Genomic DNA, 17,077 nt, shown 5'->3' on the forward strand with positions numbered 1-17,077 from the left:
AGCGCTCAATCTGCGCTAGAATAAGCAAAAAAGGCACAAGGCACATGAGCAGAATTCTTTTCGTACTCCTTGGGGTGCTGCTTCTGGCATCCTGTGGGGGCGGTTCCAAACAGCCGCCCAGCAGATTGAACGACGCGTGCAGCATTGCGCGTGAAAAACCCGACTTTATCAAGGCCTTCAAGAATACCGAGCGCAAATGGGGCGTTCCGGTTCACGTTCAGATGGCGACCATCTATCAGGAAAGCCGGTACAAGCATGACGCGCGCACGCCACACAGATATGTTCTGGGCGTGATCCCGATGGGCCGTCAAAGCAGCGCTTACGGCTATGGTCAGGCACTGGACGGGACGTGGGAACAATATCAGCGCGAAACAGGAAAACGTCGGGCCAAACGGGATCGCATCCGCGACGCCTCGGATTTCATCGGCTGGTACATGAACAAAAGCTACGAGCGCAACGGCATCCATCCCAGCGACACGCGCAATCAATACCTGGCCTATCACGAAGGCCATACAGGGTACGCGCGCGGCAGCTACAACAACAAATCCTGGCTGTTGAACGTTGCAAATGACGTGGACGCGCGCGCGCGACTATATCAGGCTCAGTTGGCGAACTGCCGGTACTGAAGCGTCAGCGGGTCAGCGATTTCCTGACCCGCTTCTCTTTTTGTCCGAGAACAGCTTCTGATCAAGGCGACCGCCTTCATTCAGGGCGCCCAGCAATACCGTTGTCTGGCTGCCTGCATTGTCGTGAATCACCCATTTGCGCAGCTCGACCGGATTGTCCGTGAACATCAGTTCGATCCGGCCCGCTTCGGGGTTTTTGGGATCCTGCGCCGTGACAACCGTGGCCGTCCCGTCAAAGCTGTGACCTACGACCATATTCGCCTGGCTCAGGTTCACGTTGCGCGCCAGCACGATGGACAGGGGCGTGCGCTTAAGCGGGTATTGCTCGGGCGGCTGATTCGATTTCGGATCAAAGATCTGAACACTTCCGGATCTCGCCAGAACCACGGCACTGTTGGGCGGGTCATATTCAAACCGCATCTTGCCGGGGCGCTGCATCCACAGCTTGCCGGTGCTCAGCGAGCCATCGTCATTCACCTGCGTGAATGTCGTCTGAACCGTCTTCAATCCGTTCAGGTAGTTGGAAATCTGTGAAAGCGGCAGTTTCTCCGCCGCCCATGCGGCGGGTGCGGCCAGTGTCAAAGCAAGGGCAAAAGCAATCTGTTTCATGCCGTACAGATAGGTCTTCTGCCCTTGTTATTAAATATCTTACTGTTCGGGGACGAGGATTTCGCGTTTCCCCACATGATTTGCTGACGAAACAACACCTTCGTCTTCCATTTGCTCAACAAGCCGTGCAGCTTTGTTGTAGCCGATGGCAAGTTTTCGCTGGATGTACGAGGTCGAGCATTTGCGATCCTTGATCACGATTGCCACCGCCTGATCGTAGAGCGCATCCTCTCCGTTCGTATTGCCACCTGTGTTCAACCCCAGAACGGCATCGATATTGTCGGCCTTATCTTCGGCCGGGCCATCCAGCACCGTGCTGACGTAATCCGGCGGGCCGAACTGTTTCAGGTGGTTGACGACTTCCTCGACCTCTTCATCCGACACGAACGGCCCGTGGCAGCGGGTAATCTTGGCACCGCCAGCCATGTAAAGCATGTCGCCCTGCCCCAGCAGCTGTTCGGCGCCCATTTCACCCAGAATGGTGCGGCTGTCGACTTTCGAGGTTACCTGGAACGAAATCCGCGTTGGGAAGTTCGCCTTGATCGTACCGGTGATCACGTCGACCGAGGGGCGCTGTGTGGCCATGATCAGGTGAATGCCCGAGGCCCGCGCCATCTGCGCCAGACGCTGGATGCAGGCTTCGATTTCCTTTCCCGCCACCATCATCAGGTCGGCCATCTCATCGACGATGACGACGATATAGGGCATCGCTTCGGGCGCGAATTCTTCCGTCTCGAATGTGGGTTCTCCGGTTTCATCGTCAAACCCGGTTTGAACCGTGCGGCTGAACATCTCGCCTTTGGCCAGCGCATCCTTCACGCGCCCGTTGTAACCCGCGATGTTGCGGACGCCCATCTTGGACATCTTGCGATAGCGGTCCTCCATCTCGCCCACGACCCATTTCAGGGCGACAACCGCCTTTTTCGGGTCGGTCACGACCGGCGACAGCAGGTGCGGGATGCCGTCATAGACCGACAGTTCCAGCATCTTGGGATCGATCATGATCAGACGGCATTCATCCGGCGTCAGCTTGTACAGCAGTGACAGGATCATCGTGTTGATTGCCACCGATTTACCTGACCCGGTGGTGCCCGCAATCAGCAGGTGCGGCATCTTCGCCAGGTTCGCCACGACGGATTCGCCGCCGATATCCTTGCCCAGGGCCAACGGCAGCGCCTGGTTGCCATCGCCAAAGTCACGGCTGGCCAGGATTTCGCGCAGAACCACCATTTCGCGGTTTTCGTTCGGCAGTTCGATACCGATCACCGAACGCCCCGGCAGGGTCGAAACCCGCGCCGACAGGGCCGACATCGAGCGTGCGATGTCGTCGGCCAGGCCGATCACACGGCTTGCCTTCAGACCCGGAGCGGGCTCCAGCTCGTACATGGTCACAACCGGGCCGGGGCGAACGCTGACGATCTCGCCCTTGACGCCGTAATCATCCAGAACGTTCTCCAACATCCGCGCGTTTTCTTCCAAGGCTTCATCGCTCAGATGATGGCGCTGAATGCTGGCCGGATTCGACAAAAGGCCCAAAGGTGGCAGTTCGAAATCAGAGTGCCGCTCTTCAAAGGACAATGCGGGCTGCGCCTCGGCCTGTGCGCGGCGAGACGGCTGCGGTGTGCGGCGTATCGGTTGTGCGACCACGGGCTTGCGCGGTTCGGCCACCGGGATTTTCATTGCCGGGCGCGGTTGCCGAACAGCTTGTTCGACATCCTCGAATACCTCTGCGTCACCCTCGTCCAGTTCGGGCGCATAGGGGGTCTGCATGGGCACGGGCGCGTTTTCAACCAGTGCGGAGTCTTGCGACTCTGGCTTGTCACCCGCTGTTACGAGTGGTTCGGGCGGCAGCCCTGCTGCTGTCACTGGCGGTTCCATCGGCAAACCATCGGGCTGGCTTGTGTTCAGAATCAGCGGCCCTGGGCGGCGGCCACGGCCTTTGGTCAGCGGAAGGTTTGGGTCGGGTTCGGGCGTCACCTCACCGGTGGCCACTTTGCGATTGCGCACAGCGGCCGAGATTTTCGACCGGATGCGATCTTCCCCCGGCATTTCGTCGAAACCCGCGATCGGTTCCGGATCGACCAGCTCTGGCTCGGGCATGGGATCGGGGCGCCTGATGAGTGACGGCATGCGCGCCAACAGGCCGGATTTGACCGGAGGTTCGGGACTTTCCAGTTCAGGTTCTTCAAAGATTGGATCGGCATAAGCCAGATCATCCTCGAACACGGCCTCGGCCGCCGCGCCACGTGCAAGTTTGCGCTCTTCCCATTGCGCGCGGCGATCTCGCGCAGCTTGCGCTGCCGAGGCTGCACCACGGCCCATCAGGGTCATCAGCATGTCGTATGCCATGACGAGACCCAGCAGGAAGGCTCGGAAGCCTTTTTTCACATCAGCTTTGGTGAAGCCCAGAACAAATATGCCCAGCGCGATCATCCCGACCGCCATGGCAAGCGACATCAGCTTCACCAGAAAATGGGACGAAATCGGCAGCAGCGTCAGCAACGCGCCCATGACCGTATCGCCGAACAATCCGCCCAGACCATAGCTGTGGGTCGCGCGCCAGTCTGCGCCAGGAACGAGGGTTGCGGCGTACACCGAGACGACGGCGATCCAGATCGGCGCAAAGATCAGACGCGCAATCGCGCGATCTTCCCCGAAATGGCCCGCAAACCGAACCCCCCAACCGATCAGAACCAATGCGATGCCCCAGCTTCCCCAGCCGACGATCATGAACAAGGGAGCGGCGATCGAGGCCCCAATCCGCCCCATCCAGTTTTGCACCGGCGCGTCGGTGGACACCATCCAGTTTGGATCATCAGGTGTGTAGGACCAGATCATCGCGGCCGCAGCCAAACCCAGCAGGATCAGGGCGATGCCAATCAGTTCCTTGCTGCGTCGCTCCAGGGCTGCCTGCGTTGTGCTGTCCAGCAATGGATCGCGGTTGCGCGCGTTATATGATGCCATTTTGCCCTCGTACCTCACGAATAGATGCAGTCGCGGAGTGTGATCAGACCACGCTGCAACTCTGTTTTTGGGGCCACCAATGCAGCCCGAATAAATCCTTCGCCCGGGTTCTTTCCCGGATCGCCTTGTGAAAGATATGCGCCCGGCAGGACCCGGACACCGGTTTCCTTCCAGACTTTCAATGCGGTGTCTTCACCATTCTCGACCGGCAGCCACAGGAAGAATCCGGCCTCGGGCGGCATATAGCCCTGCACGCCTGCGAATACCTCATCCGCTATGGCGTATTTTTCCTGATACAGCGCGCGGTTTTCGCGAACGTGTTCCTCATCCGCCCAAACCTTTGCCGCGGCAGCTTGCAAGGGCAGAGGCAGAGGCGACCCGGCATAGGTGCGCAACTGCTTGACCTGTTTGATCGACTTTGGACCACCTGCGACAAGTCCCGACCGCAAGCCGGCCAGATTCGAACGTTTGGAGAGCGAGTTGAACAGCGTGATCCTTTCAGGATCAGCGCCCAGGTCCCGCGCGACGGTCAGAATACCTGTCGGGGCCTCTTCACGGTAAATCTCGGAGTAACACTCATCCGCAAAAATGCGGAAATCGTACTGTTCGGCCAGACGGATCAGGTCGGCCCAATAATCGCGCGAGGCAACGGCCCCCTGTGGATTGGCCGGTGAACAGATATAGGCCACGGCGGTGCGGTTCAGCACGTTCGCAGGCAGGCCAGCATAATCTGGCAGATGGCCCGTCGCGGCGGTGGCTGGCACGAAGTATGGCTGCGCGCCGACTGACAGCGAGGCGACCATGTAGACCTGGTAAAACGGGTTCGGGCACAGGATGATCGGCTGCTGACCATTCTTCTGTTCCGGGCACAAAGCCATGGCGGCGTTGTATAGCCCCTCGCGCGTGCCGTTCAGCGCCATCACGTTGGCATCAGGGTCCATCTGAACCCCATATCGCCGCTTGATCCAGCCCGTGATCGCACTGCGCAGGTCATCCGACCCTTCATTCGGGGGATATCCCTGGAACCCGGCGGCGTTTTCCATGATGACATCCGTCACCCAGGCCGGAAATTCATGTGTCGGCGCACCAATGGTCATATGAACGACGTCACCGCCCGGCTGGTGATGATCCAGCAGGGCGCGCAGACGCGGGAATGCATAAGCCGGTAGGTTCGAAAACCGCTCGGGGAAAACCATAATACTGCCTCAATATCGGGGTCATTGGCGCCCCGTTTTTTTGGCAGATTACAGTCCGTATGCCTCTTCGTCCAGACAAAGAGGTTCCGAATCAGGGGATTGTGGCATTCAGGCCAGCACCGATTCCGTTGCCGAACCAAGCCGCAACAACGCCTCTTCCGAGCCGGGATAGCCCAGCATCATCAACCCGCAACCGGGGGTTCCGGTGGGCAGGCTCAGCGCTGCAAGCCCCATCAGATTGCCAATCCGCGTGTTCCGCAGGGCCAGAAGATTCTCGGTCACGTAATAGTCGTGATCGCTGAGCAAGCGCTCCAGATTAGGCGGCAAAATCGGCGCTGTCGGCGCCAGAACCGCATCAAACCCGGCGGTTGCCGCGTCCCAGGCGCTGCGGCACGCCTTGAGCTTGGCCCAGGCAGCCACATAGTCGGGGCCCGAATACCCCATGCCAATGCGGAAGCGTTCGAGTATCTCGGGATACATCGCGTCGGGATTGGCCTCGATCACATCGCGCCACAGCCCATAGGCCTCGGTCGTGTATACGATGCTGGTCAACGTCATGGCCTCGTTCAACTCGGGCACTTCCAACGGCACGATCTCGGCCCCCGCGTCCGCAAGTTTGGCAACGGCTTCGTCATATGCTTTGCGCGGTGTGTCGCGCAGATCGTCTTTGGCGATGTTCTGCAAATCGGCAAAACGGCGTCCTTTCAGCGAAGCGCCACGCAGATCGGCAGGCGCCCCCCCCTCGAGCAGAGCCAGAACATGCGCGGCATCCTCGACCGAACGCGCCACAGGTCCAACCGTGTCAAACCGCAGGCAAAGCGGTACCACACCTTCTAGGCTGAGCCGCCCCGCAGTGGTTTTCAGCCCCACCAGATCATTCCATGCCGCCGGGATACGCACCGACCCGCCCGTGTCCGAGCCGATGCCACACGCCGCCAACCCCCAGGCGACCGAGGCCGCCGCCCCTGAAGACGACCCCCCGGGCACTGCTGCCTCGTCATGAATGCAGGGCGGGGTTTCGGTGATCGGATTCAACCCGAGGCCGGAAAAGGCCAGCTCGCTCATATGTGTCTTGCCCAGACAAACCGTTCCCATCTGAGTCGCGTTGCGCAGCACCAGAGCATCCGCTTCCGGTACGCGATCCTTCAACAGAGCCGAACCGGCCTCGGTCACGGTGCCGGCGGTGTCGAACAGGTCTTTCCAACTGATCGGGACCCCGTCCAGCAACGACCGGCGCAGGCCCAGTTGCGCGCGTTGCCGAGCGGCTTCAGCCTCAGCCCGGGCACGGTCATGGGTGACGCGGGCATAGATGCGGTCCCGATGCGGATGAGCGTCAATAGCGGACAGGTAGGTTTCCGTCAGTTCGACCGGATCGATCTGGCCCATGCCAATGCCACGGCCCAAATCACACGCGGTCATGGTCAACCAGTCCTGCATCTCATCCCTCCTGATTTTTAGGCTTTGGGTGACGGTAGCGACAGGACTGCACATGGACAATCCCGAAAGGGCGCGCATATTGCAGGGCATGACACAGGCTTCTGACATTCTGATCGTGGGCGGCGGGTTGAACGGCCCTGCTTTGGCGCTGGCACTGGCACAAACCGGTCATTCGGTCACTGTGATCGATGCGCTGGTCGAAAAGGCGCGCAAGAACGCGGCATTCGACGGGCGTGCCTATGCGCTGGCTCTGGCCTCACAGCGGTTGTTGGATGCCATCGGTATTTGGGACCGCGTCGCGCAGCACGCCCAACCGATGCTGGAAATCAAGGTCACAGATGGTCATGCCGGAACAGGACCATCGCCTTTTTTCATGCATTTCGACCATGCCGAGATCGAAGAAGGCCCGATGGGGTACATGGTCGAGGATCGCCACCTGCGCCGTGCTTTTCTGGACGCGATGGCCGAAGAGCCGCGCATCACCCAGGTAAGCGGCAAATCCGTCGTTTCGCAACAGGCCGACACTGCCAACGTGACCGTGACGTTGGATGACGGCACAACCCTGGGCGGCATCCTGCTGGTTGGCTGTGACGGTCGCCGCAGCGGAACCGCGTCTCGGGCCGGCATCAAACGCACCGGTTGGGATTATGGCCAGACGGCATTGGTCTGCGCCATCGAACATGAGCTGCCGCATAATGGCATTGCGCATCAGTTTTTCATGCCACCCGGTCCGCTGGCGATTCTGCCGTTGACCGGCAATCGCAGTTCCATCGTCTGGAGCGAACGCACCGAAACCGCAAAGCACATCAACGCCCTGCCCGAAGGTGATTACGTGCAAGTGCTACGCCCGCGATTTGGCGATTTTCTTGGCGAAATCAGTCTGGCGGGTGATCGTTTCACTTATCCGCTGAACCTGACCATCGCCAATGCCTTCATCAGTGATCGCATGGCGCTGGTTGGGGATGCCGCACACGGAATGCACCCCATTGCCGGTCAGGGCCTGAATGCTGGCCTGCGCGATGTCGGCGCTCTGGCTGAGGTTCTGACTTTGGCGGGACGGCGCGGCGAGGATATCGGCTCGCTCATGGTGCTGGAGCGCTATCAGGAATGGCGCCGTTTCGACACGGCCTCGCTGGCAATGGCGACGGATGTCTTCAACAAGATGTTTTCAAACGACAATCCGTTTCTGCGCCTTGGTCGTGACATTGGCATGGGGGTTGTCGGCGCTTTGCCCGGGCTGCGTCGCGGTTTCGTTCGCGAGGCTGCCGGGCTGACCGGCGATCTGCCCAAGCTGTTGCAAGGGCGCCCGATTTAATCCAGCTGCCGGGCCTCGTCGACCAGCATGACCGGAATCCCGTTGCGGATGGGAAAAGCCAAACCCGCCGCTTTTGAAACAAGTTCCCGCCTTTCGGCGTCATAGTGCAGGGTCGTATGTGTCTGCGGGCAGATCATCGCCTCGAGCATGTGGCGATCAAAGGCGTGTTCAGGGTCGGTCATTGCAGTTTTTCCTCATTCGATCCGCCTCGCATGGCGAACTCAATTAGCGTCACCAACGTTTCGCGCCGGGTGCGCAGGCAAGGGGCTTCCAACAGGGCCTGTTTGTCCTCGGGGTCGAAATCCAGAAGCATCGACAGGGAATTCACCAAAAGCTCATCCTCGGCATCTTTGAGCGAATCCCAGTCGGTGGACAATTGACGGGATGAAAAGAAACGCTCCAGCAATGTCAGGAACGCGTTGCGGTCAAACCCGTTGTCTTTCTCGGCCTTTCCCAGATCACGATCGAACCCGTCCCACGAGACCGCACACCTCCGGTAGGGCGTGAACGCGTCCAGCTCTGACAAGACCCTGAACCGGGATATACCGGTCAACGTGATCAGATACCGGCCATCTTCAGTTTCCGAAAACTGCGTCACCCGCCCTGCGCATCCAATACGGTGCAGTTTGTCCTCGTCTTTGACCGAAGGATTCGGCTGAACCACTGCGATCAACCGTTCCTTGGTTTTCAGCGCGTCGTCCAGCATCTGAAGATAGCGCGGCTCGAATATGTGAAGCGGCAAGCGCGAGCGGGGCAGCAGCAGTGCCCCGGGCAATGGAAAAACGGATACCGTATCCGGCAGGTCGGCGGGGTGCATCATGTACCCAATTCTAGCTCTGATGAGAGATTAGGCAAATATCATCGAACTGAGTTTGCGACGTCCGTTCAGAACAATCGGGTCATTGGCCTTGAGCGCATCGAAGATGGTGAAAAGCTGTGTCTTGGCCGCGCCCTCATTCCATTCACGATCCCGGCGGAACAGCTCCAGCAATTGTGCCACGGCTTCTTCCACATTGCCGTTCGCGTGCAGCGCCTGGGCCAGATCAAAGCGGGCCTGATGGTTGTCCGGATCCGCCTCGACAGCCGCCATCAGCTCGGCGACGGGGCCGGCATCTGCCGCCTGCTTGGCAAGTTCCAGCTGCGCATGTGCGGCTTCCAGCTCGGCCGATGTGGATATCTCGGCCGGAGCGCCGTTCAGGATCGCCTCTGCCTGCTCCAGATCACCGGTGGCGATATGCGCCCGCACCAGCCCGCCATAAGCCGCGGCGTGGTTCGGATCTTCACCCAGAATCGCGGCAAAGGTCTGAGCCGCGTCCGCGGCAGCACCTTCGGCAAGCATTTCCTCGGCAGCCTGCACGGCATCATCCAACTGGCCGCCCGGGCTTTCACCGCCTGCGGCTTCGATCACACGGTCCACGAAGGCCTTGATCTCGGATCCCGGCAACGCGCCTTGAAACCCGTCCACCGGCTGACCCTTGAAAAAGGCATAGACGGTCGGGATCGACTGGATGCGCATTTGCGCGGCAATTGTCTGCGCCTCATCCACATTGATCTTGACCATCTTCACCGCGCCTTTCGCGGCTGTCACAGCCTCTTCCAGCATCGGGCCAAGGGTTTTGCACGGGCCACACCAAGGCGCCCAGAAATCGACGATCACAGGTGTTTCCTGCGAGGTTTCGACCACATCGGCCATGAAAGTGGCCTCGGTCCCGTCTTTGATCAGATCGGTTGCTGGGGCGTCTCCGCCGTTCAGAAGGTCCATGGCAATCACTCTTTCGTTCGAATTTGCGCCCTATATGCAGTCGCTGGCCGCGGAAACCAAGGGCTGAGTTGCAGATCAGACGTCGAAACTGGCAAAGACCGGAGCGTGATCGCTGGGTTTTTCCCATCCACGGGCGTCCCTCAGGATGCGGCTGGAATGGCCCGCGTTCGAGATATCGGCCGTGGCCCAGATATGGTCCAGCCGGCGCCCCTTGTCTGCCGCATCCCAATCCCGGGCGCGATAGGACCACCAGCTGTAAAGCTGCCCTTCCGGAATATCCTGACGGGTGATATCGACCCAGCCGCCTGCTTCCTGTGTCTCGGCCAGATGCTCGACCTCGACGGGCGTGTGCGAGACGACCTTAAGCAGTTGTTTGTGTGACCATACATCATCCTCACGCGGGGCGATGTTCAGATCACCGACAAGAATGGATTTAGCCGGCTTTTCCGCACGGAACCAATCGCGCATATCAGTGAGATAGTCGAGCTTCTGGCCGAATTTCTCATTGACGTCCCGGTCCGGCACGTCGCCGCCCGCCGGGACATAGAAGTTGTGGATCGTGACACCGTTTTCCAACCGCCCGGCAATGTGGCGGGCATGTCCGAGACCAGCGAAATCCTTGTCACCCACCTCTTCCATCGGCAGGCGCGACAGGATGGCGACGCCGTTGTAACCCTTCTGCCCCCGCGCGATCATGTGCCTGTAACCCAGTTCGGCAAACCCTTCGGTCGGGATCTTCTCAACCGGTGATTTGCACTCTTGCAGGCACAATACGTCAGGGGCTTCTTCTTGCAGCAATTTCAAAACGATAGGCTCGCGCAGGCGAACGGAATTGATGTTCCATGTGGCAAGGGTGAAAGGCATGTCGGGGATTCCTTTGTCGCGATTGGCGCAGGTTAGCGTGGCACAAAGCCAGTTGCCACGAGAAAAGGCGGCTTCATCCCTGGACTATCCGTCGGCAGGTCAACAAGCTTCGCCGTCGAGCTTCCCCTTGCCCTGATACCTCGCCTGATGCAGACTTGTGTGCGAATGAGGAATGTCTGTTTCACCGCTGGGTCTGTTCGCGAACAGACCGGCCCGGCACGATGCTTTGGGAGGAGTGTGTCATGGCATCCGAATCCGCAGGTTCCACGCCGCCGGAAAACCTGACGCCACAGCAGCAGGCCATGCCCAATGTCAACAGGGTCACTGTAGATGATATCACAGCGTCACTGAAGGCAGGGTTTTCCGACTTTCTGGCCCGCCCTGTCATGAGCGGTTTCTTCGGCCTTTTCTTTGCGGTTTTCGGAATTCTGTTGGTTTGGGCCCTGATCTGGCTTGGCCAGATCTGGATGATTATCCCTGCCATTGTAGGCTTTCCACTGATCGCCCCTTTTGCCGCAGCCGGGCTTTATGAAATGTCGCGCCGTTTGCAGAAAGGCGAAAGCTTTGGCTGGTCTGAAATCCTCAGCGTTATGGCCAATCAACGCAAACGCGAAATGGGCTGGATGGCCTTTGTCACTCTTTTCATTTTTTGGGTATGGATTTACCAAGTTCGGCTTTGGCTGGCGATCATACTCCAGAACGCATCCTTTTCGGATTTCGACGGGTTTTTGAACGCCGTATTCTTCACACCGCAGGGTTGGATATTCCTTGCCGTAGGCACCTGTGTCGGCGCATTCCTGTCGGCCGTACTGTTCTCGGTGACCGTCGTCGCCATGCCCTTGCTGCTGGACCGGGAAACCAACTTCATTTCCGCCATGTTGACCTCTTTGCGCGTCGTATCCGAAAGCCCGGTGGTCATGCTGGGCTGGGCAGCGATCATTTCGGTCACCATGCTGTTGTCGCTGGTTCCGGCGTTTCTGGGCCTGGTTTTCACCCTTCCGATCCTTGGCCACACCACGTGGCACCTTTATCAGCGGGCCGTTGCTCCCGTGGAAGAGTGACCCGCCGCAGAGCTCATTGTTCTATTATGGGCCAAAAATCGGTCAGTGCTGCTTTCTGTCTTGCGTAGCAGCCCCCCTTCAGCACCGAAAAAAAAGCCGGGCCATTCGGCCCGGCAGTCCAACAGGGAGGTACATGTCATGACCCGGACATGCACGGGTTGGGAGTAACCTAATTATGAGTTCAGAGTATCACTTTGATCCACATCAATCCACAACCAGTTAAGACACGAGCCTATATCCACCCGATTCTGTGACCAAAAGGCGCGCATTGGACGGATCGGGCTCGATTTTCTGACGCAAACGGTAGATGTGGGTTTCAAGCGTGTGCGTCGTGACACCAGCATTGTATCCCCAAACTTCATGCAGCAGCACATCCCGCGCCACGACGCCATCGGTCGAACGGTACAGGAACTTGAGGATGTTGGTTTCCTTCTCGGTCAGGCGGATCTTGCGGTCTTCTTCCGTGATCAGCATCTTCATCGCTGGTTTGAACGTATAGGGGCCAAGAACAAATACCGCGTCCTCGGATTGTTCGTGCTGCCGCAGCTGAGCGCGGATACGGGCCAGCAAAACCGGGAATTTGAATGGTTTGGAGACATAATCGTTCGCGCCGGCGTCCAGACCCAGAATCGTATCGGCATCGCTGTCATGACCGGTCAGCATCAGGATCGGGCTTTTGACACCCTGTTTGCGCATCAGGCGGCAAAGTTCCCGCCCGTCGGTATCGGGCAGACCCACATCAAGAATGACCAGATCATAGATCGCTTCGCGTGCGCGCTCCATTGCGGACTGGCCGTCTGACGCTTCGAAAACGTCAAAGTCTTCGGTCATGACAAGTTGTTCGCTGAGCGCCTCGCGCAGATCCTCGTCATCGTCCACCAACAGGATTTTCTTGAGTTGAGCCATTTCCCGATCCTCCAAACGCTTTTCCATCACTTGCGCGCGGAATATGCAATCAACAAGATTTGCTGCAACGGTTTCACGCCTTCGTGTCAGAGTTGGCAGAATTGTTTCACATTTCCTTTCGAAACAGCTAGGAGAAAAGCTGAGCGTTATAGGGTAACATAGATGAGTCTCATTCCCGATATCACCGAACTTCTGGCCAGGGCCCGGGCCGATCTGCGCATGGGCGTTCCAGTGGTGCTGACCGATGACAGCGGCTTTAGCGTTGTGGCGATCTCTGCGGAAACGCTCAGCCCACAGCGCCTGGCTGATCTGAAAAAGCTCGGGGAACCGGTGGTGGCCATTACCGGGCGGCGGGCCGAAACACTCAAAGCGCGTGCCTATGACGGTGATCTCGCACGGGTTTCGATTCCCGCCGATGCAGACATCACATGGGTGCAGGCGGTTGCCGATCCCTCGGACGATCTGAGCGCGCCGATGAAAGGGCCGCTGATGACCGAGCGCCACGGTAACGCCAATTTGCACCGCATCGCGATTGCGTTGGCCAAGTCCGCTCGCATTCTTCCCGCCGCGGTCGTCGTGCCGGTCGAAGACGGTCGGGCCTTTGCCGTATCGCACGGCCTGACCTGCATTGATCACACACGCGCCGCCCCGCATCTGGCGGACCGCAGCGCCTTGCATGAGGTGGTCGCCGCCCGCCTTCCGATGGAAGTCTCCGAGGCCGGTCGCCTGCATGTATTTCGCCCCGAAGATGGCGGAGAAGAGCATTACGCGGTCGAAATAGGCCGCCCGGATCGGGACAAGCCGGTTCTGGCCCGGTTGCATTCCGCCTGTTTCACGGGCGATCTGATGGGCAGCCTGAAATGCGACTGCGGTCCGCAACTGCGCGGCGCGCTGGCACAAATGGGGGCCGAAGGGGCAGGAGTTCTTCTGTACCTGAACCAGGAAGGGCGCGGTATCGGGCTGGCCAACAAGATGCGCGCCTATTTTCTCCAAGATCAGGGTTTTGACACGGTAGAAGCAAACCACAGGCTGGGTTTCGAGGATGATGAGCGCGATTTCCGACTCGGGTCGGATATCCTGAAATCGCTGGGTTTCAACTCGGTGCGCCTGCTGACCAACAACCCCGCCAAGATCTCGATGATGGAACGCACGGGGATCGCCGTGACCGAGCGCGTTCCTTTGAAAGTGGGCGAAACCGCGCATAACCGGGGATACCTGGCCACGAAAGCCGCGAAATCCGGGCACTTGCTGTGACCCCAAGTGATTTGGTTCTGACCCCGAACGGCGTTCGGTTTCTGGGCAGAACGTTTCCGTGTTCCATTGGCAAAGGCGGATTGAGCAACACGAAACACGAGGGCGATGGTGCAACACCTACCGGATGCCATCGAATCGTCGGCATGCTCTATCGGCCCGACCGGCTGGTCGCCCCCAACTTCTGGGCGATCCCGATTGGGCCGCGGGACTTGTGGTCGGATGACGTCGAGGACAGCCGCTACAATCACATGGTGCCCGCCCCTTATGCGTTCAGTCATGAAAAACTGCGCCGGGCTGATCCGCTTTACGATCTGGTTCTGTTGACCGACTGGAACTGGCCGAATGCGGTTCCCGGCAGGGGATCGGCAATTTTTCTGCACCAGTGGCGCAGGCCCGGCTACCCGACCGAAGGTTGCATCACCTTCCGTCGGGACCATTTGCACTGGATTGCAGGGCGAATCTCTCCTGGAACGCGCCTGATCATCCCAGAGGCTTGACCCGCTCGCCGAAAATGGCCGACCCGACGCGGACATGGGTCGCGCCCAAGGCGATGGCCTGCTCGAAATCACCGCTCATACCCATCGACAAGCCCTCAAGCCCGTTGCGTGCGGCGATCTTGGCCAAAAGTGCGAAATGAAGTGTGGGTTCTTCATCGACCGGCGGGATGCACATCAACCCGCGCACCGGAAGGTCCAAAGACTGGCATTCCGCGATGAACCCGTCCGCGTCCGCGGGAAGAACGCCGGCCTTCTGCGCTTCTTCACCCGTATTGACCTGAATGAACAAGTCGGGGCAGTATCCCAACTCTTGCGCCAGCCGCGCCAGGGTTTTGGCCAGTTTGGGGCGATCGACCGAATGGATCGCATCACACAGTTCCATCGCCTGCCTGGCTTTGTTGGTCTGCAACGGGCCGATGAGATGTAGATCGACGGCATCGAACTGCTCTTTGAAAGCGGGCCATTTGCTGGCCGCCTCCTGTACGCGATTCTCACCAAAACACCTGTGCCCCTGCTCAAGAACGGCCTGAACCCGTTCGTTGGGCTGCACCTTGGAAACGGCAATCAATTTGACCGAACCGGCCTGCCGTTGTGCTTTGGCTTCGGCTTTGGCGATACGCGCGGTGATCTCTTGCAACGACATGGGGCCCTCAATCTGTCTTTGGCGCAGAAAAACACCAAGTCGGCGCAAAAGAAAAGGGCGAGTCCGAAGACCCGCCCTTAAACCTTACGGTTCAGATCAGCTTAGAAGTTGAACTGAGCACCGAAGTCAGCCTTGATGGTCGAGTCTGCGCAAGAGTCACAGTCGTTTACACCCAGACCACCGCGCAGCGATGCACCGCCACCCAGGTCGTAGATTGCACCGATTGCAACCTGCTGAAGGTCAGCAGATGCGTTACCGTCACCATAGGTGAACAGCAGGGTGGTTGCAGCGCCCAGGTTGTAGGCAGCCGACAGACCCCATGCAGTACCGTCGGTCGAAGCAACTTTGGTTGCGTCGTCCGCGACAAACAGAGTACCCGAGAAGTCACCCCATTCGCCACCCAGGGTCAGAACGGTCAGGCTCGGATCGCTGCCTGCGCCACCGTCGGTCTGACCATAGGCCAGAGCGGCAGTGATGTTGTTGAAGGTGTAGGTCGCGCTGATGTCCCAGCGGTCTGCGTCAGTGGTGGTCGAAGTGGCGCCACCAGCTGCAACAGTTGTAACCTGCGCTTGGTCATAAGACGCACCAAACGAGAAGTCGCCAACCGAATACTGGAAGAACACAGCGTTCGCGCCCGAACCGGTCGACGAGTACGCCAGGAAGCTGTAGTCAACGCCCGAGTACTGACCTGCGAACAGTTCCAGACCTACTTCGTTGCCGTAGTAGTTTGCCAGGTTGTCAAACGAACCTGCGACGTTGCCCGCGTCAACACGCAGACCGCCGTAGATGACCGAGAAGCGTGCGCCGTTCAGGCCGGCCGAGTTTGCTTCACCGGTGCTGCTGTCTTCGTCAGCTTGCAGACGAACACGGCCTTCAAAACGAACGCCGCCGTCGGTTTCTGCGATGCCGTCGATGTTCAGACGGAAGCGCGAGACCAGGATAGCGTCGTCAGACTGTGCGGTCGAGCTTGCGGATACGTCATCTGCTGTGCCCATCAGGCCGTCTGCGCCAGGTCCAGTAACGGTTGTGGTTGCGGTACGGTCTTCAGTGTAACCAATACCAAAACGGCCGTAACCGCTGAAGTTAATCTCAGCTGCCGCAACGCCTGCGGTCGCGATCAGCGCCGTCGATGCGAAGAGAACTTTTTTCATCTTGTTTCCCTCGGTTTCTTTCAAAAGAGTTATCTACTCGACACATGCCTCGGCATATGTCTCAGCACGGACACCGTTTCGCTCTTTTTGCCCCCATTGCGCAAGCTTGGCATAAACCCGGTCACGTCATTGGGGTCAGATTGGTGCAAGGATGCCACAGTTCCTTTTCGCCCGGATGCGGGTGATACACTTACATTTCAGAAGAATAGGCTTGTTGCAGCGAGGGTCCTTGGCTAGGAGTATGCCCTGAATACTGCAAAACAAGTGAAACAGGACCTGCTGACAATGCGCCTGCCTACGATTTTGGGATTAATCATGCTGACCACCACGATTGCGGCATGCGGGCAGAATCGAACCACTTCGACATATTCCCCCAATCCCGCCAGCGGTAATTCCGATGAACGCGAACTGAACGATCCCGAACGTTCAACGTTGTGGGACATTTTCGATCGCAGCAAGGCCGAGCAGACCACCAATGTAAACCGGTACCTGTGGGCAGCTTCTCTGGACATACTGAATTTCCTGCCTGTGCAGGAGGTCGATCCGTTTACCGGAGTGATCGTAACAGGTTACGGCACCCCTCCGGGCGGAGGCCGGTCATACAGGGCGACCGTACACATCAGCGATCCGGCGCTTGCGGCCCGGTCTTTGTCCGTCGCCCTGCAATCCAGCGGGGGCGCCCCGGTAAGCGCGGCAACAACCCGCGCCGTGGAGGATGCGATTCTGTCCCGCGCCCGTCAGCTGCGCATCGCCGACAACAAGTTCTAGCACTCCGCCGAAAATCACACTAAT

Annotated in this window: 17 protein-coding genes; 6 read left to right on the forward strand and 11 right to left on the reverse strand. The window is 58.9% G+C overall.

Annotated features, from left to right (window positions below; genetic code table 11):
- Window positions 1-44 precede the first annotated feature (44 nt).
- On the forward strand, window positions 45-626 hold the full coding sequence (locus tag NOR97_RS13480; RefSeq protein ID WP_170345604.1) for a lytic transglycosylase: 582 nt from the start codon (window positions 45-47) through the stop codon (window positions 624-626).
- A gap of 12 nt (window positions 627-638) precedes the next feature.
- Here NOR97_RS13480 and NOR97_RS13485 read toward each other — a convergent pair whose 3' ends face one another.
- The 4 genes from NOR97_RS13485 to NOR97_RS13500 form a co-directional block, all read right to left on the reverse strand.
- Complete coding sequence (locus tag NOR97_RS13485; protein WP_170345603.1) at window positions 639-1,235, reverse strand: outer membrane lipoprotein carrier protein LolA; 597 nt, start codon at window positions 1,233-1,235, stop codon at window positions 639-641.
- A gap of 39 nt (window positions 1,236-1,274) precedes the next feature.
- On the reverse strand, window positions 1,275-4,199 hold the full coding sequence (locus NOR97_RS13490; protein WP_257599418.1) for a DNA translocase FtsK: 2,925 nt from the start codon (window positions 4,197-4,199) through the stop codon (window positions 1,275-1,277).
- A 14-nt stretch (window positions 4,200-4,213) separates the two neighbouring features.
- A complete protein-coding gene (locus tag NOR97_RS13495) occupies window positions 4,214-5,395 on the reverse strand; it encodes an aminotransferase class I/II-fold pyridoxal phosphate-dependent enzyme (RefSeq protein WP_170345601.1) in 1,182 nt (393 codons plus the stop codon).
- A 108-nt stretch (window positions 5,396-5,503) separates the two neighbouring features.
- Window positions 5,504-6,832 carry an amidase gene (locus tag NOR97_RS13500; RefSeq protein ID WP_257599419.1) on the reverse strand — a complete coding sequence of 443 codons (1,329 nt, stop codon included), beginning with the start codon at window positions 6,830-6,832 and terminating at the stop codon, window positions 5,504-5,506.
- Window positions 6,833-6,884: 52 nt separating this feature from the next.
- Between NOR97_RS13500 and NOR97_RS13505 the strand changes: the two genes are divergently transcribed.
- On the forward strand, window positions 6,885-8,147 hold the full coding sequence (locus tag NOR97_RS13505) for an FAD-dependent monooxygenase (protein ID WP_257599420.1): 1,263 nt from the start codon (window positions 6,885-6,887) through the stop codon (window positions 8,145-8,147).
- Here NOR97_RS13505 and NOR97_RS13510 read toward each other — a convergent pair.
- The 4 genes from NOR97_RS13510 to NOR97_RS13525 all read right to left on the reverse strand — a co-directional run bounded on the left by NOR97_RS13510 (window position 8,144) and on the right by NOR97_RS13525 (window position 10,773).
- Window positions 8,144-8,329: a Trm112 family protein gene (locus tag NOR97_RS13510; protein WP_170345599.1), complete on the reverse strand. Its 186-nt coding sequence runs from the start codon at window positions 8,327-8,329 to the stop codon at window positions 8,144-8,146. The genes NOR97_RS13505 and NOR97_RS13510 overlap by 4 nt on opposite strands.
- Complete coding sequence (locus NOR97_RS13515; RefSeq protein ID WP_257599421.1) at window positions 8,326-8,967, reverse strand: LON peptidase substrate-binding domain-containing protein; 642 nt, start codon at window positions 8,965-8,967, stop codon at window positions 8,326-8,328. Before NOR97_RS13515 ends, NOR97_RS13510 begins: the two co-directional genes overlap by 4 nt.
- Window positions 8,968-8,994: 27 nt before the next feature.
- Complete coding sequence (gene trxA, locus NOR97_RS13520) at window positions 8,995-9,909, reverse strand: thioredoxin (protein WP_170345597.1); 915 nt, start codon at window positions 9,907-9,909, stop codon at window positions 8,995-8,997.
- A 75-nt stretch (window positions 9,910-9,984) separates the two neighbouring features.
- Window positions 9,985-10,773, reverse strand: a complete 789-nt coding sequence (locus tag NOR97_RS13525) for an exodeoxyribonuclease III (protein WP_170345596.1) — start codon at window positions 10,771-10,773, stop codon at window positions 9,985-9,987.
- A gap of 242 nt (window positions 10,774-11,015) precedes the next feature.
- On the opposite strand from NOR97_RS13525, the gene NOR97_RS13530 reads away from it, so the two are divergent.
- Entirely contained in the window at window positions 11,016-11,834 is an 819-nt protein-coding gene (locus NOR97_RS13530; RefSeq protein ID WP_257599422.1) for a DUF2189 domain-containing protein, read from the forward strand.
- Between the two features lie 219 nt (window positions 11,835-12,053).
- Here NOR97_RS13530 and NOR97_RS13535 read toward each other — a convergent pair whose 3' ends face one another.
- The gene (locus NOR97_RS13535; protein WP_117872957.1) at window positions 12,054-12,740 is read right to left on the reverse strand and encodes a response regulator transcription factor; all 687 of its coding nucleotides are present in this window, start codon (window positions 12,738-12,740) and stop codon (window positions 12,054-12,056) included.
- A gap of 162 nt (window positions 12,741-12,902) precedes the next feature.
- On the opposite strand from NOR97_RS13535, the gene ribA reads away from it, so the two are divergent.
- Complete coding sequence (ribA, locus tag NOR97_RS13540) at window positions 12,903-13,994, forward strand: GTP cyclohydrolase II (RefSeq protein WP_170345594.1); 1,092 nt, start codon at window positions 12,903-12,905, stop codon at window positions 13,992-13,994.
- Window positions 13,991-14,491, forward strand: a complete 501-nt coding sequence (locus tag NOR97_RS13545; protein ID WP_257599423.1) for a L,D-transpeptidase — start codon at window positions 13,991-13,993, stop codon at window positions 14,489-14,491. The genes ribA and NOR97_RS13545 overlap by 4 nt, the downstream gene beginning before the upstream one ends.
- Here NOR97_RS13545 and NOR97_RS13550 read toward each other — a convergent pair.
- Together NOR97_RS13550 and NOR97_RS13555 are read right to left on the reverse strand one after the other, a co-directional pair.
- Window positions 14,475-15,134, reverse strand: a complete 660-nt coding sequence (locus tag NOR97_RS13550) for a YggS family pyridoxal phosphate-dependent enzyme (RefSeq protein ID WP_170345592.1) — start codon at window positions 15,132-15,134, stop codon at window positions 14,475-14,477. The two genes, NOR97_RS13545 and NOR97_RS13550, sit on opposite strands and share 17 nt — an antisense overlap.
- 101 nt (window positions 15,135-15,235) lie before the next feature.
- Window positions 15,236-16,285, reverse strand: a complete 1,050-nt coding sequence (locus NOR97_RS13555; RefSeq protein WP_170345591.1) for a porin — start codon at window positions 16,283-16,285, stop codon at window positions 15,236-15,238.
- Window positions 16,286-16,570: 285 nt separating this feature from the next.
- On the opposite strand from NOR97_RS13555, the gene NOR97_RS13560 reads away from it, so the two are divergent.
- Complete coding sequence (locus tag NOR97_RS13560) at window positions 16,571-17,053, forward strand: DUF3576 domain-containing protein (RefSeq protein ID WP_170345590.1); 483 nt, start codon at window positions 16,571-16,573, stop codon at window positions 17,051-17,053.
- The last annotated feature ends 24 nt before the right edge of the window (window positions 17,054-17,077 follow it).

The organism is Ruegeria sp. YS9 (genome assembly GCF_024628725.1).
In the GTDB taxonomy this organism is placed as follows: Bacteria; Pseudomonadota; Alphaproteobacteria; order Rhodobacterales; family Rhodobacteraceae; genus Ruegeria; species Ruegeria atlantica_C.